Source organism: Cellulomonas sp. RIT-PI-Y (assembly GCF_025642745.1).
Classification (GTDB): Bacteria; Actinomycetota; Actinomycetes; order Actinomycetales; family Cellulomonadaceae; genus Cellulomonas.
On sequence record NZ_JANZKP010000032.1, the window covers coordinates 1 to 21,392 of the forward strand.

At 73.9% G+C, this 21,392-nt stretch carries 16 protein-coding genes; 7 read left to right on the forward strand and 9 right to left on the reverse strand.

Going from position 1 to position 21,392, the window contains the following annotated elements:
- Positions 1-70: 70 nt before the first annotated feature.
- The 6 genes from OGL89_RS11080 to OGL89_RS11105 all read right to left on the reverse strand — a co-directional run bounded on the left by OGL89_RS11080 (position 71) and on the right by OGL89_RS11105 (position 8,725).
- Entirely contained in the window at positions 71-337 is a 267-nt protein-coding gene (locus OGL89_RS11080) for a GNAT family N-acetyltransferase (RefSeq protein WP_346770703.1), read from the reverse strand.
- A gap of 303 nt (positions 338-640) precedes the next feature.
- The gene (glgB, locus tag OGL89_RS11085) at positions 641-2,818 is read right to left on the reverse strand and encodes a 1,4-alpha-glucan branching protein GlgB (protein WP_346770704.1); all 2,178 of its coding nucleotides are present in this window, start codon (positions 2,816-2,818) and stop codon (positions 641-643) included.
- 104 nt (positions 2,819-2,922) lie between these two features.
- Complete coding sequence (locus OGL89_RS11090) at positions 2,923-3,516, reverse strand: GDSL-type esterase/lipase family protein (protein ID WP_263120162.1); 594 nt, start codon at positions 3,514-3,516, stop codon at positions 2,923-2,925.
- A gap of 42 nt (positions 3,517-3,558) precedes the next feature.
- Positions 3,559-4,962 carry a phosphotransferase gene (locus tag OGL89_RS11095; RefSeq protein ID WP_263120163.1) on the reverse strand — a complete coding sequence of 468 codons (1,404 nt, stop codon included), beginning with the start codon at positions 4,960-4,962 and terminating at the stop codon, positions 3,559-3,561.
- A complete protein-coding gene (treS, locus tag OGL89_RS11100) occupies positions 4,962-6,650 on the reverse strand; it encodes a maltose alpha-D-glucosyltransferase (protein WP_276582331.1) in 1,689 nt (562 codons plus the stop codon). Before treS ends, OGL89_RS11095 begins: the two co-directional genes overlap by 1 nt.
- Positions 6,651-6,733: 83 nt before the next feature.
- Positions 6,734-8,725: an alpha-1,4-glucan--maltose-1-phosphate maltosyltransferase gene (locus tag OGL89_RS11105; protein WP_276582332.1), complete on the reverse strand. Its 1,992-nt coding sequence runs from the start codon at positions 8,723-8,725 to the stop codon at positions 6,734-6,736.
- Positions 8,726-8,897: 172 nt separating this feature from the next.
- Between OGL89_RS11105 and glgP the strand changes: the two genes are divergently transcribed.
- Positions 8,898-11,465 (forward strand): alpha-glucan family phosphorylase, encoded by a 2,568-nt coding sequence (gene glgP / locus OGL89_RS11110; protein ID WP_263120164.1) that lies wholly within the window; start codon positions 8,898-8,900, stop codon positions 11,463-11,465.
- A gap of 14 nt (positions 11,466-11,479) precedes the next feature.
- On the opposite strand, the gene OGL89_RS11115 is transcribed toward glgP, so the two are convergent.
- On the reverse strand, positions 11,480-12,055 hold the full coding sequence (locus tag OGL89_RS11115; protein WP_263120166.1) for a TetR/AcrR family transcriptional regulator: 576 nt from the start codon (positions 12,053-12,055) through the stop codon (positions 11,480-11,482).
- Between the two features lie 75 nt (positions 12,056-12,130).
- Between OGL89_RS11115 and OGL89_RS11120 the strand changes: the two genes are divergently transcribed.
- Positions 12,131-13,084, forward strand: coding sequence for an NADP-dependent oxidoreductase (locus OGL89_RS11120; RefSeq protein ID WP_263120167.1), 954 nt, complete (start codon positions 12,131-12,133; stop codon positions 13,082-13,084).
- A 2-nt stretch (positions 13,085-13,086) separates the two neighbouring features.
- On the opposite strand, the gene glgX is transcribed toward OGL89_RS11120, so the two are convergent.
- Positions 13,087-15,243: a glycogen debranching protein GlgX gene (gene glgX / locus OGL89_RS11125; protein WP_263120168.1), complete on the reverse strand. Its 2,157-nt coding sequence runs from the start codon at positions 15,241-15,243 to the stop codon at positions 13,087-13,089.
- 56 nt (positions 15,244-15,299) lie between these two features.
- Here glgX and OGL89_RS11130 point away from each other — a divergent pair, with 56 nt between their 5' ends.
- Entirely contained in the window at positions 15,300-16,106 is an 807-nt protein-coding gene (locus OGL89_RS11130; protein WP_263120170.1) for an electron transfer flavoprotein subunit beta/FixA family protein, read from the forward strand.
- The gene (locus OGL89_RS11135; protein ID WP_263120171.1) at positions 16,103-17,062 is read left to right on the forward strand and encodes an electron transfer flavoprotein subunit alpha/FixB family protein; all 960 of its coding nucleotides are present in this window, start codon (positions 16,103-16,105) and stop codon (positions 17,060-17,062) included. The genes OGL89_RS11130 and OGL89_RS11135 overlap by 4 nt, the downstream gene beginning before the upstream one ends.
- Here the strand turns inward: OGL89_RS11135 and OGL89_RS11140 are convergent.
- The gene (locus OGL89_RS11140) at positions 17,059-18,051 is read right to left on the reverse strand and encodes a phosphotransferase (RefSeq protein WP_263120172.1); all 993 of its coding nucleotides are present in this window, start codon (positions 18,049-18,051) and stop codon (positions 17,059-17,061) included. The genes OGL89_RS11135 and OGL89_RS11140 overlap by 4 nt on opposite strands.
- Before the next feature lie 37 nt (positions 18,052-18,088).
- Here OGL89_RS11140 and OGL89_RS11145 point away from each other — a divergent pair, with 37 nt between their 5' ends.
- Genes OGL89_RS11145 through OGL89_RS11155 form a run of 3 tightly spaced genes read left to right on the forward strand, consistent with a single transcriptional unit; the run spans position 18,089 to position 21,392 of the window.
- Positions 18,089-19,264, forward strand: a complete 1,176-nt coding sequence (locus OGL89_RS11145) for a cysteine desulfurase family protein (protein ID WP_263120173.1) — start codon at positions 18,089-18,091, stop codon at positions 19,262-19,264.
- Positions 19,264-20,367 (forward strand): tRNA 2-thiouridine(34) synthase MnmA, encoded by a 1,104-nt coding sequence (gene mnmA / locus OGL89_RS11150; protein WP_263120174.1) that lies wholly within the window; start codon positions 19,264-19,266, stop codon positions 20,365-20,367. Before OGL89_RS11145 ends, mnmA begins: the two co-directional genes overlap by 1 nt.
- Positions 20,364-21,392, forward strand: coding sequence for a hypothetical protein (locus OGL89_RS11155; protein WP_263120175.1), 1,029 nt, complete (start codon positions 20,364-20,366; stop codon positions 21,390-21,392). The genes mnmA and OGL89_RS11155 overlap by 4 nt, the downstream gene beginning before the upstream one ends.

The following is a 21,392-nucleotide window of genomic DNA, read 5'->3' on the forward strand; positions in this document are numbered from 1 at the left end:
CATCGGGGGTGGCCTTTCGTCGTGTTCGGGCCCGTGACCCGTGGTCCTCGCGCCGCGCGTTCCTCGCCGATCAGCGCACCAGCCGCACCGTGGTGGGGATCGGGCCGAAGGCCGACGTCGCGCCATCCGGTGCGAATCCGTTACGCCGGTAGAAGGCCCGGGCACGGGGATTGTCGGCCGCCACCCAGAGCGAGGCCGGCCGATCGCCGAGCACCGCGTCCAGGAGCGCCTGTCCGACTCCGCTCCCGTGCTCACGGGCGAGGACGTACAGCATCGAGAGCTCTTCCGGCCGGACGGCCTCGGGTTCCGTGGACGCGCGGGCGGCGGCGACAGCCATTGGGGTGGTCGCCGTGTCCGGCGACCGTGGTGTGTGCCCGTCGTACCCGGAGACGGTCGCACACGGTCGCCACAGGCGGAGGACTCCGGGGGGTTGCTGGGGCGTCGGACGCCGTGGGGGCGCTGCGGAGACGGGTGCAACGGAGCGCCGGAGACACATCCGCGGTGGGTGGCCGCGATGGATCCAGCGCTGTTCGCCGATGCACGATGAGATGTCCCCGGCGCTCGACAGGTGCCGTGGATGGGGCTGTCAGGCTCGGATCGGGGCGTCCGGCCTGGAAGACGGTGTCGGCGGAGACGCGGTTCAGGCCGGCGTCAGGAACAGCGCCCCGAGCGGAGGGACCCGGAGCACCGCGGAGAAGGCGCGGCCGTGGTAGGGCTCGGGCCGGGCCTCGACCTGACCGAGATTGCCGACACCGGAGCCCCCGTATTCGGTGGCATCCGTGTTGAGCGCCTCGGTCCAGACGCCGCCCTGGGGCAGTGCCAGCCGGTAGTCCTCGTGCGGGACGCCGGAGAAGTTGATCACGACGGCCACCACGTCGCCGTGGTCGTCGCGACGCAGGTAGGCGAGCACGTTGTGGTCAGCGTCGTTGGCGTCGATCCACTCGAACCCCTGCGAGGAGTGGTCGAGTGCCCACAGGGCGGGGTGCGCCCGGTACAGGGCGTTGAGGTCGCGCACGGCGGAGTGCACGCCGCGGTGCTCGGCGTGGTCGAGCAGGTACCAGTCGAGGGACCGGGACTCGGCCCACTCGGTGTTCTGCGCGAACTCGGTGCCCATGAACAGCAGCTGCTTGCCCGGGTGGGACCACTGGTAGCCGAGCAGGGCGCGGACGCCGGCGCGCTGCTGCCAGTCGTCGCCGGGCATCTTGCGCAGGACGGAGCCCTTGCCGTGCACGACCTCGTCGTGGGAGAGCGGCAGGACGAAGTGCTCGGAGAAGGCGTACACCAGGGAGAACGTGGCCTCGTGGTGGTGGTAGCGGCGATTGATCGGCTGCTCCGCGAGGTAGCGGAGGGTGTCGTTCATCCAGCCCATGTTCCACTTCAGGCCGAACCCGAGGCCGCCCGCATCGGTGGGGGCGGTGACGCCGGGCCACGCGGTGGACTCCTCGGCGATCATCATGACGCCGGGGGTGCGGCGGTAGGCGGTCGCGTTGGCCTCCTGCAGGAAGGCGATCGCCTCCAGGTTCTCCCGCCCGCCGTGGACGTTCGGGCGCCAGTGACCGGGCTCTCGGGAGTAGTCGAGGTAGAGCATGGAGGCGACGGCGTCCACCCGCAGACCGTCGGCGTGGAACTCCTCCAGCCAGTAGGTGGCGTTGGCGACCAGGAAGTTCCGGACCTCGCTGCGGCCGAAGTCGAAGACGTAGGTCCCCCAGTCGAGCTGTTCGCCGCGCATCGGGTCCGGGTGCTCGTAGAGCGGGGTGCCGTCGAAGCGGGCCAGGGCCCACTCGTCCTTGGGGAAGTGGGCGGGGACCCAGTCGATGATCACGCCGATCCCGGCCTGGTGCAGGGTGTCGACCAGATGACGGAAGTCGTCGGGGTGCCCGAACCGCGAGGTCGGGGCGTAGTAGGAGGTGACCTGGTAGCCCCAGGACCCGCCGAACGGGTGCTCGGCCACCGGGAGGAACTCCACGTGGGTGAAGCCGAGCTCCAGGACGTACTCGGTGAGCTGGGTCGCGAGGTCCCGGTAGGACAGGCCCTTGCGCCAGGAGCCGAGGTGCACCTCGTAGATGCTGATCGGGCCGGCGTGCGGGTCGGCGGCGGACCGGGCGGCGATCCACTCGTCATCGGACCAGGTGTGGTTCGACTCGACCACGATCGAGGCGGTGGCGGGCGGGACCTCGGTGCCCTTGGCGAGCGGGTCGGCCTTCTGCCGGGCGTGGCCGTCCGGGCCGATCACCTCGAACTTGTACCGGGCGCCGGCGCCGACCCCGGGGACGAAGAGCTCCCAGACGCCGGAGCTGCCGAGCGAGCGCATGGCGTGCGAGGCGCCCTGCCAGTGGTTGAAGTCGCCGACCACGCGGACGGCACGGGCGTTCGGGGCCCACACGGCGAAGGCGGTGCCGTCCACCGGGCCGAGGGCACCGGGGTAGTGCTGGAGGTTGGCGCCGAGGACCTGCCACAGCTGCTCGTGGCGACCCTCGGAGATCAGGTGCCGGTCGAGCTCGCCGACGGTGTGGAGGAAGCGGTAGGGATCGTCGACGGTCGTGGTGTCCGCGCCGTAGGTGACCTCGATCCGATAGTCCGGGACCTCGGTGTCCGGGAGCACGGCGGTCCAGATGCCGTCCTGCTCGTGCTCGGCGGGGGTGCGACCCGTGGGGGTCCGCACCACGACCGCGTCCGCCAGGGGGCGCAGGGTCCGCACCACCACGCCGGTGGGCGTGCGATGCGGGCCGAGCACGGCGTGCGGCTCGTGGTGGGTCCCGGCCGCGACGGCGCGCAGCGTGTCGGGGTCGACGGTGACGGGCGACGTTCCGCGGTCCATGGACCTACCCAACCACCACCGGGCGGTTCCTGCAGCGACATGGACCCTGGTGGCGGGGTGATGCCGCCCGAACGGGCCCGGTGCCGGGGTGCGCCGACGGCGGCTCAGGCCAGGGTGGGCGCCACCGTGCGCCACCACAGGTCCGCGATCAGCCGGTGGCCCTCGGGCGTGGGATGCACGCCGTCGGCGGCGAGGGCGGCGTTGCCGGAGGTGGCGGCAGCGGCGGTGAGCATGCTCCGGGTGGGGACCAGAAGGGCGTCGTGGTCGGCGGCGACCCGGTGCACCACCTCGACCCGGGCCGCCAGGTCCTCGTCCCACCAGCGGGACTGGTCGTCGGTGACCGGGAGGACGAACGGCTCCAGCAGGACGACCCGGGTGCCGGACGGCAGGGCGGTGAGCAGGTCGCGGTAGGTGTGCTCGTAGTCGGCGGCAGGGAAGACCAGACCGGAGTCGTAGCGCCGCCAGGTGTCGTTGATCCCGATCAGCAGGCTGACCAGGTCCGGACGCGGGTCGAGGACGTCCGTGGTCCAGCGGTCGGCGACGTCGACGATCCGGCTGCCGTCGACGCCCACGTTCCGGACGGCGTGCCCGGCCAGCGGCCCGTCCGCGAGCAGGCGGACGTAGCCGTGTCCCAGCGCCTCGGGCTCACCGCGGCGACCGCAGTCGGTGACGCTGTCCCCGGCGAAGACGATCTGCATGGCCGCCAGCATGGTCGATCGGCTGTGGTCGGGACAACCCGGTCAGTCCAGCAGCCGCTCGATGCCGTGCAGGGGGATGACCAGCCAGTCCGGTCGGTTGCGGGACTCGTAGACCGCCTCGTAGAGGGCCTTGTCCAGCTCCAGGGTGCGCAGCAGGACGGCGGCAAGAGCGGGGTCGAGGGCGCCGGAACCGGCGGTGTAGCCGGACCAGAACGCCTCGCGGGCGACCCGGGTCCAGGCCTCGGGGGCGTGGCCGACCGCGGCGGCGTAGTCGAAGGAGCGCAACATCCCCGCGGCGTCGCGCAACGGCTGGTCGGGGCGGGTGCGTTCGGACATCGGGCGCAACGGTTCGCCCTCGAAGTCCAGGACGTACCAGGTGCCGTCACCACGCAACACCTGGCCGAGGTGCAGGTCGCCGTGCACCCGCTGGCGGGCGGGCAGCCCGGTGAGGATCCGGACCCGGTCGGCGAGGGCGTGCACGGCGTCGTGGTGGCCGGCCAGCTCCGGCACGATGCCGGCGGCCCACGCGAAGCGGTCGGTGAGCGCGGTGGCCAGGTCCCGGGCGGCGGGGCAGCCCGGCTCGGCGGATGACGACGGGTCGGTGGGGAGCGGGTCCTGGCCGGTCGGGGCGGGCCGGTGGCCGCTGCCGTCGTCGGGCACCGGCAGCGCCTCGGCCAGGGCGGTGTGCATCTGGGCGATCACCTCGCCCAGGTCCCGGGCCAGCTCGGCGAAGGACTCGCCCCGACCGGCCATGTCGCAGGCCAGCTCGAAGCCGTCCGCGGCGCCGGGGACGAAGGCGCTCAGCACCTCCAGGTGGCCGTGCACGACACCCTGACGGTCCGGCCAGCGGGCGGACATCCAGGCCAGCGGCCGGGGTACGTGCTCCCAGCCGACCCGGGCCAGCGCGCGCGGGACGTCGACGTCGGGATTCTCCCCGGCGGACAGGCCGCGGAACACCTTGAGCATGGCGGTGCGTCCCTCGGGGCCGGCGCCGGGCAGGATCACCGAGGTGTTGGACTGCTCGCCGGAGATCACCCGGGGGTCGCCGAGCTGGTCGGGACGGACCGGCGCGTCGGGATCGACGTCGGCGTCCGCCAGCCAGGCGCGCAGGAAGGCGGGGTCGCCGGCCCCGTCGCGGACCCGGGTGCCGTCGGGCAGCGTGCCGATCAGGGCGGCGGGGTCGTCCGGCGCGTCGGGGGTGTCCACGTCGGGCCGCAGGGTGAGCGGGACCTGGAGCACGGACTCGCCGGAACCGGACTCGACCCGGAGCAGGAGCACCCGGACCTCGGCCTCCGACCGGGGATCGACCAGGGTGGTGCCGCCGACGGCGCTGACCTGCGCCTGGGTGCCCTTGGCCGGGAACCACCGCCGGTGCGGCAGCCAGGGGCCCAGCAGTGCGGCCAGCGCGTCGTCGCGCGGTTCGTGCGAGACCTGTCGGTCGGACATCACTCCACCGCCAGCCAGTAGAAGTCGCGGGACCCGAGGGTCAGGGTGACCGTGCCGTCGGCGGCCACGGTGGGGAAGTCGCTGCCGCCGAAGACGTCCCGGAGGGTGCGACCGGCCAGCGCGGGCACGGTGAGGGTGCCGGAACGGGCGGTGGCGGCGAGGTTGGCCACCACCAGCAGGGTCTGGTCGCCGTCCGAGCGGGTGAAGGCGAGCACGGCCTCGTTGTCCGCGGGCACCGCCACGTAGTCGCCGCGACCCAGCGCCGGATAGCGCCGGCGGACCGAGAGCATGCCGCGCACCCAGTGCAGCAGGGAGGTGGTCTGCGCGAGCTGCGCCTCGACGTTCACGTTGTTGTAGTGGTGCACCAGCGACTGGATCACCGGCAGGTAGAGCTTGCCGGGGTCGGAGGTGGAGAAGCCCGCGTTCCGGTCCGGGGTCCACTGCATCGGGGTGCGGACCGCGTCCCGGTCGGGCAGCCAGATGTTGTCGCCCATGCCGATCTCGTCGCCGTAGTAGAGGCACGGGCTGCCGGGCAGGGACAGCAGCAGGGCATGCGCCAGCTCGATCTCCTTGCGGGAGTCGTCGAGCAGGGGGGACAGCCGGCGCCGGATGCCGATGTTGGCGCGCATCCGGGAGTCCGGTGCGTACCAGCCGTACATCGACGCGCGCTCCTCCGTGGAGACCATCTCCAGGGTGAGCTCGTCGTGGTTGCGCAGGAAGGTGCTCCACTGAGCGCCGGCCGGGATCCGCGGGGTGTCGGCCAGGATGTCCACGATGGCGGTGGCCCGCTGGTCGCGCAGGGCGTAGAAGATCCGAGGCATCACCGGGAAGTGGAAGCACATGTGGCACTCGGGGTCGTCCTCGGTGCCGAAGTACTCGACCACGTCCTCGGGCCACTGGTTCGCCTCGGCCAGCATGATCCGGCCGGGGAACTCGGCGTCGATCGCGGCCCGGAGCCGACGGAGGAACTGGTGGGTCTCCGGCAGGTTCTCCCCGTTGGTGCCGTCCCGTTCGAAGAGGTAGGGGACCGCGTCCAGCCGGAAGCCGTCCACGCCCAGCCGGAGCCAGAACCGGGCGACGTCGATCATCGCCTCGGCCACCCGGGGGTTGTCGAAGTTCAGGTCCGGCTGGTGGCTGAAGAACCGGTGCCAGAAGTACTGGCGTCGCACCGGGTCGAAGGTCCAGTTGGAGGACTCGGTGTCGACGAAGATGATCCGGGCGTCCGGGTAGCGGGTGTTGTCGTCGCTCCAGACGTAGAAGTCGCCGTAGGGGCCGTCCGGGTCGGAGCGCGAGGCCTGGAACCACGGGTGCTGGTCGCTGGTGTGGTTCATCACCAGGTCGACCACCACCCGGATGCCACGGTCGTGGGCGGCCTGGACCAGGGCGGTGAAGTCGTCGATGCTGCCGTACTGGGCGGCGACCGCGGTGAAGTCGGCGACGTCGTAACCGCCGTCCCGGAGCGGGGACGGGAAGAACGGCGGCAGCCACAGGCAGTCGATGCCCAGCCACTGCAGGTAGTCCAGCCGGGCGGTCAGGCCGCGCAGGTCGCCGGACCCGGCTCCCGAGGCGTCCGAGAACGACCGGATCATCACCTCGTAGAACACCGCGGTCCGGTACCAGTGAGGGTCGTCGGAGAGGCCACCGGCCTCGGGGCGGTCCGGGACCTCCGGCTGGCGGTGCGGGGGCAGGGCGGTCACCGCGATCGCCTGGGTGGTGGGCGCGCCCGAGTCGGCGTGCGGCACCGGCGCGCCGCCCGCCGCGCCCGCCGCCCTCACACCCGCTCCACCTGGATGACGTGCGCCACCCGCTGGTAGGGATCGAGCCGGACCCACGGGTGGGCGTCCCAGGCGTAGACCTCCTGGGACAGCACGTCGTGAGCGACGAACCGGGCGTCGGGCTCCAGGCCCAGTGCGCCGAGGTCCAGGTCGAGGGTGCCGTCGTGGGCGCCACGCGGATCCAGGTTCACCACCACCAGCACGGTGTCGGCGTGGCCGGTCGGCGACAGGTCCGCCGGCAGGTGCCGCGAGAACGCGAGGAGGTTGTCGTCCGAGGTGGGGTGCACGGCGAGGTTGCGCAGCTGGCGCAGCGCCGGGTGCTCGCGCCGGATGGTGTTCAGCGCCCGGAGCAGGGCGGCGATGCCGAGCGGCTCGGCCTGCGACCAGTCGCGCGGCTTGAACTCGTACTTCTCGTTGTCGATCTGCTCCTCGACGCCGGGCCGGGGCACGTCCTCGACCAGCTCGTAGCCGGTGTAGATGCCCCAGGTCGGGGAGCCGAGCGCGGCCAGCACCGCCCGGATCGCGAAGCCCGCGGCCCCGCCGGTCTGCAGGAACGGGGTCAGGATGTCGTGGGTGGTCGGCCAGAAGCTCGGCCGCATCCACGACCCCTGCTCACCGGAGACCTCGGCCAGGTACTCGGCCAGTTCCTCCTTGGTGTTCCGCCAGGTGAAGTAGGTGTACGACTGGTGGAAGCCGATCCGGGCCAGGTTCAGCATCATCGCCGGACGGGTGAAGGCCTCGGAGAGGAAGACCACCTCCGGGTGCGCGGCGCGGACGTCGGCCAGCAGCCGCTCCCAGAAGCTGAGCGGCTTGGTGTGCGGGTTGTCCACCCGGAAGGCGGTGACGCCGTGGTCGATCCACACCTGCAGCACGTCCCGGACGGCGCGGTAGATGCCCTCCGGGTCGTTGTCGAAGTTCAGCGGGTAGATGTCCTGGTACTTCTTGGGCGGGTTCTCTGCGTAGGCGATCGTGCCGTCCGACCGGGTGGTGAACCACTCCGGGTGCGCGGCGACCCACGGGTGGTCCGGCGAGCACTGCAACGCCAGGTCGAGGGCGACCTCCATCCCGAGCTCCTTGGCCTCACCGACGAAGGCGTCGAAGTCCGCGAAGGTGCCCAGGGTCGGGTCGATCGCGTCGTGCCCGCCGTCCGGCGAGCCGATCGCATAGGGCGAGCCCGGGTCGCCCGGCCGGGTCTCCAACGTGTTGTTGCGGCCCTTGCGGTGCGTGGTGCCGATCGGGTGGATCGGGGTCAGGTAGACCACGTCGAAGCCCAGCTCCGCGATCCGCGGCAGATCGCGGGCGGCGGTGCGCAGGGTGCCGGAGATCCAGGTGCCGGTCGCCTCGTCGTAGGTCGCACCGATCGAGCGCGGGAAGATCTCGTACCAGGAGCCGGACAGCGCCAGCGTGCGGTCGACCACCAGGGGGTAGGTCGGCGACGGGCTGAGCAGCTCGCGCACCGGGTGGGCGGCCAGGACGGCGCGGACCTCGGCGGTCAGCCCCGCGGACAGCCGGGCCTGAGCCGGACGGGTGCCGTCGCGCAGGGCGGTCGCGGCATCGGCCAGGGTGCGGGCGACCTTCCCGGTCAGCGGCTCGGCGGCCCGGTCGAGCAGCAGCGCGCCCTCGGTGAGCATGAGCTCGACGTCGACCCCGGCGTCGACCTTGAGCGGGGCGTCGTGCGACCAGGTGCCGTAGGGGTCGGACCAGCCCTCGACCCGGAATCCCCACCGGCCGGGGCGGTCCGGGACCAGCCGGGCCTCGTAGCGGTCCAGTCCCGGGGCGATATCGACCATCGGCGCGCGGGAGTGGTCCCGGCCCTCCGGGTCGACCAGCACGGCGGTGGCGGCGACGGCGTCGTGCCCCTCGCGGAACACGGTGGCACGGATCGGCAGGGCCTCGCCGACGGCGGCCTTGGCGGGCCAGCGCCCGGCGTCCACCACCGGGGAGACGTCCACCACGGGGATCCGGCCGATCGGCGGGTGGCCGAGCAGCGGGGCGGGGGTGTCGGCCGTGCTCGGGGCACGGCGGGACCGGCGGGCGGCCGGAGTCGTCGATGTCACATCCGCGAACCTATCCACTGGTGGGGGTGCCGGGCATCCGGTGGCGGGGAATTCATGTCCGGGTCCTGTTCGTGAGCCAGCTCACGTGCGTAGGGTGAATCTCGTGAGAGCGATCCGTCGATTCACCGTCCGCACCTCGCTGCCCGCCGCGCTCGCCGAACTGGACGAGCTCGCGCACAACCTGCGCTGGTCCTGGCATGCGCCCACCCGCGACCTGTTCGCCCGCATCGACCCGGAGCTCTGGGACCAGGTGCACGGCGATCCGGTCGCCCTGCTCGGCGCGCTCCCGCCGGAACGGCTGGCCGAGCTGGCCGCCGATCCCGACGTGGTGACCGCGGTGCGGTCGGCCGCGACCGACCTGCGCGAGTACGTGACCGAGCCCCGGTGGTACCAGCGACGGCAGGTCACCGAGCCCGAGCTGCCCTCGTCCATCGGGTACTTCTCCCCGGAGTTCGGCATCACCGCGGTGCTGCCGCAGTACTCGGGCGGTCTGGGCATCCTGGCCGGGGACCACCTGAAGAGCGCCTCCGACCTGGGCGTCCCGATCGTCGGCGTCGGCCTGCTCTACGGCGCCGGCTACTTCAAGCAGGCGCTGACCCGGGACGGCTGGCAGGTGGAGTCCTACCCGGTGCTGGACCCGCACGGGATGCCGCTGACCCTGCTGCGCGAACCGGACGGCGCCCCGTCGACGGTCCGGATCGCACTGCCCGGCGACCGCACGCTGCACGCGCACATCTGGGTGGCCACCGTCGGCCGCGTGCCGCTGCTGCTGCTCGACTCGGACGTGCCGGAGAACGACGAGCACGCCCGCAAAGTCACCGACCGGCTGTACGGCGGCGGCGGGGAGCACCGGTTGCAGCAGGAGCTGCTGCTCGGCGTGGGCGGGGTGCGTGCGCTGCGGGTCTGGGCCCGGCTGAGCGGCACCCCGGCGCCGGAGGTCTACCACACCAACGAGGGCCACGCGGGCTTCCTGGGGGTGGAGCGGATCCGCGAGCTGGTCACCGAGGCCGGGCTGGGATTCGACGAGGCGCTGGAGGCGGTGCGTGCCGCGACGGTGTTCACCACCCACACGCCGGTGCCGGCCGGGATCGACCGGTTCGAGACCGGGCTGATCGGCCAGTACTTCGGCGGGACGAACGCCGACCCCGGGGTGCCGGTGGACCGGGTGCTCGCGCTGGGCGCCGAGGACTACCCGGGCGGCGACCCGCTGGTGTTCAACATGGCGGTGATGGGGCTGCGGCTCGGTGGTCGGGCCAACGGGGTGTCGCTACTGCACGGTGAGGTGTCCCGGGGGATGTTCGACGGCCTGTGGCCGGGCTTCGACGACACCGAGGTGCCGATCACGTCGGTGACCAACGGCGTGCACGCGCCGACCTGGGTGGACCGGCGACTCAGCGACCTGGCGGACACCCGGCTGACCGAGGACGACGACTGGCTGCGCGCCGACGCGATCACGGATGCGGAGCTCTGGGGCATCCGGCGCACCCTGCGCGAGGCCCTGGTGACCGAGGCGCGTCGCCGGGTCCGCACCTCCTGGGGCGAGCGCGGGGCCAGTCCGGCCGAGCTCGGCTGGGTGGACGGCGTGCTCGACCCGGACGTGCTGACCATCGGCTTCGCCCGGCGGGTGCCGACCTACAAGCGGCTGACCCTCATGCTGCGCGACCCGGAGCGGCTGACCCGGCTGCTCACCGACCCGGAGCGGCCGATCCAGCTGGTGATCGCGGGCAAGTCGCACCCGGCGGACGAGCAGGGCAAGCGGCTGATCCAGCAGCTGGTCCGGTTCGCCGACCAGGCGGACGTCCGGCACCGGATCGTGTTCCTGCCGAACTACGACATCGCGATGGCCCAGTCGCTCTACCCGGGCTGCGACGTCTGGCTGAACAACCCGCTGCGCCCGTTGGAGGCCTGCGGCACGTCGGGGATGAAAGCCGCGCTGAACGGCGGACTGAACCTGTCCATCCTGGACGGTTGGTGGGACGAATGGTTCGACGGCCAGAACGGCTGGGCGATCCCGACCGCCGACGGGGTGGAGGACGCCGACCGCCGGGACGACCTGGAGGCCTCCGCGCTGTACGACCTGATCGAGAACCAGGTCGCGCCGCGGTTCTACGATCGGGACCCCCGTGGCCTGCCGCAGCGCTGGCTGTCGATGGTCCGGCACACCCTGGCCACCCTGGGCCCGAAGGTGCAGGCCACGCGGATGGTGGGCGAGTACGTGGACCGGCTGTACCTCCCGGCCACCGTCGCCGGCCGGGAGCTGGCCGCCGCCGACCTGACCGGTGCGCGCGAGCTCGCCGCCTGGAAGGGCCGGGTGCGTTCGGGCTGGTCCGGTGTGCGGGTGGACCACGTGGAGTCCGCCGGTCTGGGTGAGGTGCCGCAGGTCGGCGACACGCTCCGGGTGCGGGCGTACGTCTCGCTCGGCGACCTGGACCCGGCGGACGTCGAGGTGCAGGTGGTGCACGGCCGGGTGTCGGAGAGCGACGAGCTGGCCGCGTTCAGCAGCGACCCGCTGGGCCTGGTGGAGAGCTACGAGGCCGGGCGGCACGCGTTCGCGGGGGACGTGACGCTGGAGGCGTCGGGCCCGTTCGGGTACAGCGTGCGGGTGGTGCCGCGGCACACCGGGCTGAGCTCGGTGGCCGAGGTGGGGCTGGTGACGAACGCGGCCGGGTGAGACCGCCGCGGTCCTCAGGGCCGCGGCGGGCGCAGTCCGTCCAGGAGGACGTCGAGCAGGCGGTCGGTGCGGATCGTGCCGCCCGCCTGCTGTCCGACCGTGAAGAGCCCGATCAGGGCCGCGGAGACCTCGGTGGCGGTGACGTCGGAGCGCAGATCGCCGGCCACGGCCCCGGCGTCGAGGATCGTCGAGATCGCGCTCAGGATCGCCGCGCGCGTCTCGGTGTGCGGGAGGCTGCCGGACTCGACCATCACGCGGAGGGTGTCCAGCATTCCGTGCTTGCCGGCGATCCACTCGCCGTAGAGGTCCATCCAGCGTCGCAGGGCCTCTGCCGGCGCCACGTCGGCCAGGAGCTCGTCCGCACTGGTGGTGAGGCGATCGACCTGGTCGCGGTAGAGCGCCTCCACCAGTGCCTCGCGGGTGGGGAAATGGCGGTACAGCGTCCCGATGCCCACACCGGCCTGCCGGGCGATGGCCCGCATCGAGGTCTCGGGGCCGCCCGCGGTGAAGGTGCGCTGCGCAACCGCCAGCAGGTGCGCGCGGTTACGGGCGGCGTCGGCTCGGGGCTCGCGCGGATCCTGGGTGGTCAAACGGAACACGCTCCGGTTATCGTGGGTCAAGCGGAGCATAGTCCGCTTACCGGTTCCGCGGAGAGGCGAGCAGCCATGCAGCACGAGCACGCGCACGAGGTCGGCACCGACCGGGCGGTCCGACTGGCCGCCTTCGGCGGACCGGAGCACCTGGCCGTCGAGCGGGTGCCGACGCCGCAGGCCGGTCCGGGGGAGATCCGGGTCCGGGTGACCGCGGCCGGTCTCAATCCGATGGACTGGTTCATGACCGCCGACGCGCAGTCCGCGGCCCGGTTCGGTCTGAGCCTGCCCTCGGGGTTCGGCACGGACTTCGCCGGCGTGGTGGACCAGGTCGGTGCGGGCGCCGTGGGCTATGCGGCGGGCGACCGGGTGTACGGCGCGGCGCTCTCCCGGGCTCTGGCCGATCACGTGGTCGTGCGGGCCGACGGCGGGATCGCCACCGGCATCGCGCACCACACCCCGGACGGGGTCGACGACCGCACCGCGGCGACGCTGGCCATCGCCGGCAGCACGGCCGCCGCGGCGCTCGCCGTGCTGCGGCTGGGGCCGCAGGACACGGTCCTGATCGGCGGGGCCGGTGGCGGTGTCGGTGTGTTCGCGGTGCAGCTGGCCCGGATCGCCGGCGCCCGGGTGATCGGCACCGGGTCTCCGGCGACCGCGGAGTACCTGCGGTCCCTGGGGGCGGAGCCGGTCGCCTACGGTGCCGGCCTCGCGGACCGGGTGCGTGCGCTGGCCGTCGCCCCGGTCACCGCGGCACTCGATCTGCACGGCACGGACACGGTGGCGGCAGCGCGGGAACTGAGGGTCCCCGACGGGCGCCTCTGCACCATCGCCGCCGTGGTCGAGGGCGTGCAGGCGGCGAACGGCGCGCAGGCCGGGCCGGCCGCTCTCGAGGAGATCGCGCGCCTGGCGGCGGGCGGGCTGCTGCGCGTGCCGATCGCAGCGACCTTCCCGCTCCGCGAGGTCCGCGCGGCCGTCGAGCTCCAGGCCGGGCGGCACGTCCGCGGCAAGGTGGTCGTGGACCTCTGACGCTACGCCGGGCGCACGTACAGCCGCAGGCTCAACGGCTCTGTCAGCACCGGCCCGGCCGTGTCCAGATCGCCCTCGACCGCTGCCGTCCGGGCGTCGTCCGGGTGTTCCCAGGCCGAGTCCCAGACCAGCTGCCAGTCGGTGCCGGGCGGCAGGGTCACCGTCTGGGGCTCCAGCGACCCGTTCAGCACCAGCAGTGCCGCGTCGTCGTCCCGGACCCGGAGCATCTGCAGGGTGCGCAGGTCGCCGTCGTGCCAGCGCTCGTGGGTGAAGGGCTCGCCCTGCGGGTCGAACCAGGCCAGGTCGGGCTCGCGACCGTCCACGGCGCGTCCGGTGTAGAACTGCTGGCCGCGCAGCGCGGGGTGGGCGCGGCGCAGCGCGGTCAGGTGCCGGGTGGTGGCCAGCAGGTCCTGGCGCCAGGGGGACAGCTCCCAGGGCAGCCAGGAGAGCTCGCCGTCCTGGCAGTACGCGTTGTTGTTGCCCTGCTGGGTGCGGCCCATCTCGTCCCCGGCGGTGAGCATCGGCGTCCCGGCGGACAGCAGCAGGGTGCCGAGCAGGTTGCGGATCGAGCGGCGCCGGATCGGCAGCAGGTCAGCGGCGACGGCGGTGGCCTCCACCGGCCCCTCGATGCCGTGGTTCCAGGACCGGTTGTCGTCGGTGCCGTCCCGGTTCTGCTCGCCGTTGGCCTCGTTGTGCTTGTGCTCGTAGGCGACCAGGTCGGCCAGGGTGAAGCCGTCGTGCGCGGTGATGTAGTTGACCGAGGCACGGGTGCCGCGGCGCAGCGGGGGATCGGAGTGCCCGAACAGGTCCACCGAGCCGGACAGCCGGGTGGCCAGGTCGCGGACCCGGTGCCCGGCGTCGCCACGGGTGGCCCGGGCGGGGTCGGCCAGCCAGAACGACCGGGTGGAGTTGCGGAACTTGTCGTTCCACTCCGCCCAGGCGAGCGGGAACTGGCCGGTCCGCCAGCCGCCCGGGCCCAGGTCCCAGGGTTCGGCGATCAGCTTGACGTCCTGCAGCGCCGGATCGGTGGCTGTCGCGACCAGGAACGGGTGGTCCGGGTCGAAGCCCATGCGTCCCCGGCCGAGCGTGACCGCCAGGTCGAACCGGAAGCCGTCCACGCCCACCTCCTGCACCCAGAACCGCAGCGAGTCCAGGGCGAGCCGGACCACCTCGGTCCGGCGGAAGTCGAGGGTGTTGCCGCAGCCGGTGACGTCGGCCAGCGCGGCGGGGTGCCCGCCGTCGTGCAGGTAGTAGACCGCGGAGTCCAGGCCACGCAGGCTGAGGTGCTGGCCGCCGAGCCCGGCCTCGCTGGTGTGGTTGTAGACCACGTCCAGCAGCACCTCGATGCCGGCCTCGTGCAGCCGGTGCACCGCGGTGCGCAGTTCGGCGAGCACGGCGGCGGGTCCGGCGGCCCGGGCGGCTGCACTGGCCCAGCGCGGGTCCGGGGCGAAGAAGCCGAGCGTGTTGTAGCCCCAGTAGTTGGTCATCCCGCGCGCGACCAGGTGGGGTTCGGGGGCGCAGGCGTGCACCGGCAGCAGCTCGACGGCGGTGACGCCCAGCCGCAGCAGGTGCTGGATCAGCGACGGGTGGCCGAGCGCCGCGTAGGTGCCGCGCTGGTCGGCGGGCACCCCGGGATGCCGTGCGGACAGGCCGCGGACGTGTGCCTCGTAGACCACGGTGTCCGCCCACGGCACGTGCGGACGGTTGCGGGTCGGGTCGGCGTCCGGGTCCTGCGTCAGGTCGAGCACCACGCCGTGCGGGACGTGGGCGGCGGAGTCCCGGTCGTCGGCCGGACCGTAGGGGTCGCCGGCCAGGTCGTCGTCCACCCGGTGCCCGTAGGTCTCCGGGCCGTAGCCGAGCTCGCCGGTCAGGCCGACGGCGTAGGGGTCGACCAGCAGCTTGGCCGGGTTGTACCGCAGACCGGCCGCCGGGTCCCAGGGCCCGTGCGCTCGCAGGCCGTAGCGCTGCCCCGCCCGGACGCCGGCCACCCGGGCGGAGAAGACGCCGAGGTCGGGGCCGTCCAGGCGGATCCGGTGCTCGGCACCGTGGTCGTCGAACAGGCACAGGTCGATGGCGTCCGCGTGCGGGGCGAGCACGGCGACCTCGATGCCGTCGTCGACCAGGTGCACGCCGAGGCGGGTGGGGGTGGGGGCGCTCACGGTCCCATTCTGCGGCACCCGGGAACCGGAGCTGAGCGGCGGGTAACGTTCACGGGGTGAAGATCGTGGTGTGCGTCAAGCATGTGCCCGACATCCAGGCCGACCGTGAACTCGGCCCCGACCACCGGATGGTCCGGGACGGCGGGGACGGGACGATCAACGAGCTGGACGAGAACGCCCTGGAGGCGGCCGCCCGGATCGCCGAGGCGGCCGACGACCCGGACGACGTCGAGGTCGTCGTGGTCACCGTCGGCCCGGATGACGCCGAGGACGCCGCCCGCCGCGGACTGCAGCTCGGCGCGGACGCCGCGGTGCACGTGCTGGACGACGCCGTCGCCGGGTCGGACGTGTTCGCCACCGCCACCGTGCTGGCCGCCGCGATCCGCCGGGTCGGCGACGTGGACCTGGTCCTGACCGGGATGGCCGGGCTGGACGGGCTGACCTCGCTGCTGCCCGCCACCCTGGCCGACCTGCTGGAGCTGCCCGCGTTGACGCTGGCCGCGGACCTGACGGTCGCCGACGGAGAGGTCACCGTGCGCCGGGACCTGGACCACGCCACCGAGGTGCTGGCGGCCCCGTTGCCCGCGCTGGTGTCGGTCACCGACCGGGCCAACGAGCCGCGCTACCCGAACTTCCAGGCGATCATGGCCGCGCGGAAGAAGCCGGTGGAGACCTGGGCGCTGGCGGACCTGGATCTCGACCCCGCGACCGTGGGGGAGTCCGGCTCGCGCACCGCCGTGCTGACCGCCGCGCCCCGGCCGCCCCGCACCGACCGGGTGCTGGTCACCGGCGGGGAGGACGCCGGTCGGGAACTGGCCGGATGGCTGATCGAGCAGGGACTGGTCCGGGAGGGCGACCGATGAGCGACGTGCTGGTGCTGCTGGACCACACCGAGGACGGCGCGCTGCGCCCCGCCGCGCTGGAGGCGGTCACCGCCGGGCGCGGCCTGGGCGAGGTGCACGCGGTCTGGATCGGCGAGGCGATGGCCGCCGACGTGCCGGAGCACCTCGGGCGCTTCGGCGTGACCACGCTGCACCGGGTGCGGGTGACCGACGCGGACGTCCGGCTGACCGCGGTGCAGGGCGCCGCGCTGGTCGCCGTCGCGAGGTCGGCGGTGGTGCTCGGCACCTCGGGCTTCGACGCCAAGGAGGTCGCCGCGCACCTGGCGGTGGCCACCGGTGCCGGTGTGGTGAGCGACGCGACCGCGGTCCGGCGGGACGGCCAGGGCCGGGTCGTCGCGGACAAGACGGTGCTGGCCGGGACCTGGACCACCGAGTGCGCGGTGCTGACCGCCCCCGCGGTGGTGCTGCTCAAGGCCGGCGCCGTGGTGGCGGCCGCGACCGGTGGCGCACCGGCGCAGGTCCGGGAGCACGAGGTGTCGGCGGCCTCGGCGGTGCGCGGGATCCGGGTGGTCGAGCACACCCCGACCGTGCCCTCCGACCGGCCCGATCTGGGCTCGGCGGAGATCGTCGTGGTGGGCGGACGTGGCACCGACGGCGACTTCACGCCGTTGGAGGAGCTGGCGGACGTGCTCGGCGGCGCCGTCGGCGCGACCCGGGTGGCGACCGACGAGGGCTGGATCGGGCACGAGGCGCAGATCGGCCAGACCGGTGTCACCGTGACCCCGCGGCTGTACATCGGCGCGGGCGTGTCCGGCGCGGTGCACCACCGTGGCGGGATGCAGGCCTCCGGCACGATCGTCGCCGTGAACCCGGACCCGGAGGCCCCGATCTTCGAGATCGCGGACTACGGGATCGTCGGGGACCTGTTCGAGGTGATCCCGGCGGTGACCGCGGAGCTGCGCGCCCGGGGCCGCTAGGCCAGCTGCGCCAACCAGAGCAGGGCCTGCTCGGCCTGCGCCCGCTGGAACCGGCGCAGGTTCGGGATGCCGGGCGGGGGCGGCTGCAGCGCGCCGTGGGTGAAGTAGCCGGCCAGCCCGGCCACCGCGGCGCGCAGCCGCTCCGGCTCCACCCCGGCGGACATCGGCTCGGACCAGAAGATCTCCTGCGGCAGGCCACCGCCCTGCATGGCGACGCTGGGCAGCATGAACGCCAGGTCGGCCCATCCGGCACCGACGCTGGCGTGCGGCCAGTCGATCAGGGCGACGTGCTCGGTGTCGATCATCACGTTGTCGGCCCGCAGGTCGCCGTGCACCAGGCGGTCGCCGACCAGGGCGTCGGTGGCGTCGGCGGACCAGGCGACCAGGTGGTCCAGGTGACCGCGCAGCCAGTCCCCGGTGCCGTCGGCCCAGTCCGCGGTGCGGTCCAGGGCGGCGCCGGGTCCGGCGGCCAGGGTCTGCCAGCCCCGGAAGTCGGCGGCGAAGTGCTGGTCGGTGCCGATCAGCTGGTGCCCGGGCAGCGGCTCGGCCCGGGCCAGCACCGCCATCGCGTCGAGCACCCTGCGCAGCTCCGCGGGGCGCCAGGGCAGCAGCGGCGGGCGACCGGTGGCCACCTCGAAGCCGAGCAGCACCCAGTCGCCGTCGTCACCGTGCCAGAGCAGCCCCGGGGCCGGGACCTGGTCGGGGATCGCCTGGGCGGCACGCACCTCGGCCCGGGCCAGCTCGGGGGACTGGGGGTTCTGCTCCGGCGAGACCGCCTTGACGAACACCCCCCGGCCGTCGGCCAGTTCCAGCACCGCGGCGAAGCCCGGGCTGAACCCGGTGGTGGCGCTCATCTCGGCGGTGACCTGCGCTCCGGCCAGCTCCTGGATCCGGGTGCGCACTGCGCGCGGCAGGTCACGCCAGTCCAGGCGCTGCCCGCTGAAAGCCAGCGGGGCCGGGGTTGGCGTCGTCGCGTCGTCGGCACTCACGCGCACATCCTGCCAAACGCCTTCGTAGACTCGTGGCGTGAACGCGTATCTGGACCATGCGGCGACCACGCCGATGACCCCGGAGGCGGTCGCGGCGATGACCGCGCACCTCTCCGCGGGGAATCCGTCGTCGCTGCACACCGCGGGCCGAGCGGCCCGGCGCGTGGTGGAGGAGTCGCGCGAACGTCTGGCCGCCGCGGTCGGCGCCCGGCCGTCCGAGGTGATCTTCACCAGCGGCGGCACCGAGGCCGACAACCTGGCGGTCAAGGGATTGTTCTGGGCGCGACGGACCGCTGACCAGCAGCGACGCCGTGTGGTGGTGTCGTCGGTCGAACACCACGCGGTGCTGGACCCCGCGGAGTGGCTGGCCACCCACGAGGGTGCGGAGCTGGTCTTCCTGGACGTCGACGCCGACGGCCGGGTGGACCCGCAGGCGCTGGCCGCCGAGCTGGCCGTGCACGGCGAGCGGACCGCGTTGGTGTCGGTGATGTGGGCGAACAACGAGGTCGGAGCCGTGCAGCCGGTGACCGAGATCACCCGGGTCGCGGCCGCCCACGGGGTGCCGGTGCACTCCGACGCGGTGCAGGCGGTGGGTCAGGTGCCGGTCGACTTCGCCGGGGCCGGACTGGACGCGCTGACGCTGACCGGGCACAAGCTCGGTGGCCCGGTCGGTGCGGGAGCACTGCTGGCCCGGCGCGGGCTGGAGCTGACACCGGTGCTGCACGGGGGCGGCCAGGAGCGGGGCGTGCGGTCGGGAACCCTGGACGTCGCCGGGATCGCGGCGCTCGCGGTGGCGGTGGAGCAGGCGGTGACCGAGCGCGCGGCGGTGACCGCCCGGCTGTCGGCGTTGCGGGACAGCCTGGTCGACGGAGTCCGCGCCGCGGTGCCGGATGCGGTGCTGCGCGGGCCGACCGGGCCGGACCGGCTCCCCGCGAACGCGCACTTCACCTTCCCGGGCTGCGAGGGCGACTCGCTGCTGTTCCTGCTCGACAGCGCGGGGGTGGAGTGCTCGACCGGCTCGGCCTGCCAGGCGGGGGTGCCCCAGCCCTCGCACGTGCTGCTGGCGATGGGCCTGGACGAGCCCACAGCGCGCGGCGCCCTGCGGTTCAGCCTGGGCCGGACCTCCACCGAGGAGGACGTGGCGGCGCTGCTGGCCGCCCTGCCCGGGGTGGTCGAACGGGCGCGGGTCGCCGGCATGGTGGGGGTGCGCTGATGCGGGTGCTGGCCGCGCTCTCCGGCGGGGTGGACTCCGCCGTGGCCGCCGCACGGGCGGTGGACGCCGGGCACGAGGTGGTCGGGGTGCACATGGCGCTGTCCCGCAACCGGGCGCAGATGCGGACCGGGTCGCGGGGCTGCTGCTCGATCGAGGACGCCGGTGACGCGCGCCGGGCCGCGGACGTGCTGGGCATCCCGTACTACGTGTGGGACCTGTCCGAGCGGTTCGAGGACACCGTGATCGCGGACTTCCTGTCCGAGTACGAGGCGGGCCGGACGCCGAACCCGTGCGTGCGGTGCAACGAGCACATCAAGTTCGACGCGCTGCTGGACAAGGCGCTGGCGCTCGGGTTCGACGCGGTGTGCACCGGGCACTACGCCCGGGCCGGGCTGGACGACGACGGGCTGCCGCTGCTGCGCCGGTCGGTCGATCCGGCCAAGGACCAGTCCTACGTGCTCGCCGTGATGGGCCCGCGACGACTGGCACGCGCGATGTTCCCGCTCGGCGACGTGCCGTCCAAGGAGCAGGTGCGAGCCGAGGCCGCGGCCCGGGGGCTGAGCGTGTCCGCCAAGCCGGACTCCTACGACATCTGCTTCGTCGCGGACGGCGACACCCAGGGATTTCTGCGCGACCGGCTGGGCTCCCGGCCCGGGGAGATCGTGACGGCGGACGGCACGGTGCTGGGCGAGCACGACGGGGCCTACGGCTTCACGGTCGGCCAGCGCAAGGGCCTGAACCTCGGGCGGCCCGCCCCGGACGGCAGGCCGCGCTACGTGCTGTCCATCGAGCCGGTGCAGAACCGGGTGGTGGTCGGCTCGGCGGCGGACCTGACCGTCGGCGCGGTCGACGGCGAGGACGCGGTGTGGTTCGTGCCGGCGCCGGAGGACTGGATCGACTGCTCGCTCCAGGTCCGTGCGCACGGCGGCGCGGTGCCGGTCCGGGCCCGGACCACCGCGGGCGGCGGGCTGCGGATCGAGGTCGACGACGACCGGCTGCGGGGGGTCGCACCCGGGCAGTCGGCGGTGCTCTACCGCGGGGACCGTGTGCTCGGGCAGGCCACCGTCTCGGCCGCCCACCCCGCCGCGGCGCGCACCGCGTGAGCGTCGAGGTCTCCGGCGTCGGGCCCTGGCCGGGCACCGACCAGCTGGAAGCGCAGACGCAGGTCACCGGGGAGATCGCCGAGACGCCGGAGCCCGCGGTCGGCATGCCGTGGGCGGTCCGGTTGCCCGCCCGCGGACCGGAGCACACCGGGCTCGCGGCGGGACTCGGGCTGCTGCTCGACCTGCCCGCCGAGCTCGGACCGCACGGCTGGCGGCTGTCCGACCGGCCCGGGCACGACGCCGCGCGACTGGAGTCGGTCCGGCGGGAGGGGGTCGACGCGCTCGCGGTGGCGGCCCACGGGTGGTCCGGCCCGCTGCTGGTGCCGGTCTGCGGTCCGGTGACCCTGGCCGGGTCGGTGTACCTGGCCCGGGGTGACCGGGCGATCGCGGACCGCGGCGCGACGACCGAGATCGTGGAGTCGCTGGGTGCGGGGATCGCCGAGCAGCTGGCCGCGGTGGCCCGGGTGCTGCCCGACGCGGAGCCGACCGTCCTGCTGCACGAGCCGTTGCTGGCCGCGGTGGTGGCCGGGACGCTGCCGACGTTCTCCGGCTACGCCCGGCTGCGGTCGGTGCCGGCGGGCGAGGTCGCCGAACGGCTCACCCGGATGATCGGCCTGCTGCGGGACGGCGGGGCGCGGCGGGTGGCCGTGCATCTGGGCGCGGGGGCCGACCTGGCGCCGGTGGTGCGCCGTGCCGGTGCGGACGGCATCGCGGTGCGGGTGTCCACGCTGGACGAGCGGCGGTGGGAGCCGGTCGCGCAGGCGGTGGAGGACGGACTGCGGCTGTGGGCCGAGGTCGAGCCCCCGCGCACCTCGCAGTGCGCGGGCCCGGACGTGCGCGGTGTGGCGCAGCCGCTGCTGGACGGCTGGGGACGGGTCGGGCTCGCGAACGCCGGGCTCGGATCGCTCACCGTGCTCGCCCCGGCGCCCGACCCGGTGGTGCCGGACGCGGTGCGGGTCGCCCGTGCGACGCTGGCCACCGTGGCCAGGGCGGCCGAGCTGATCGCGGAACGGGCGGAGGACTGA

Excerpts from the sequence above, each read along its gene's own strand:
- OGL89_RS11080 (WP_346770703.1), bottom strand. The coding sequence starts at position 337 with ATGGCTGTCGCCGCCGCCCGCGCGTCCACGGAACCCGAGGCCGTCCGG.
- glgB (WP_346770704.1), bottom strand. The coding sequence starts at position 2,818 with ATGGACCGCGGAACGTCGCCCGTCACCGTCGACCCCGACACGCTGCGC.
- OGL89_RS11090 (WP_263120162.1), bottom strand. The coding sequence starts at position 3,516 with ATGCAGATCGTCTTCGCCGGGGACAGCGTCACCGACTGCGGTCGCCGC.
- OGL89_RS11095 (WP_263120163.1), bottom strand. The coding sequence starts at position 4,962 with ATGTCCGACCGACAGGTCTCGCACGAACCGCGCGACGACGCGCTGGCC.
- OGL89_RS11120 (WP_263120167.1), top strand. The coding sequence starts at position 12,131 with ATGCAGCACGAGCACGCGCACGAGGTCGGCACCGACCGGGCGGTCCGA.
- OGL89_RS11135 (WP_263120171.1), top strand. The coding sequence starts at position 16,103 with ATGAGCGACGTGCTGGTGCTGCTGGACCACACCGAGGACGGCGCGCTG.
- mnmA (WP_263120174.1), top strand. The coding sequence starts at position 19,264 with ATGCGGGTGCTGGCCGCGCTCTCCGGCGGGGTGGACTCCGCCGTGGCC.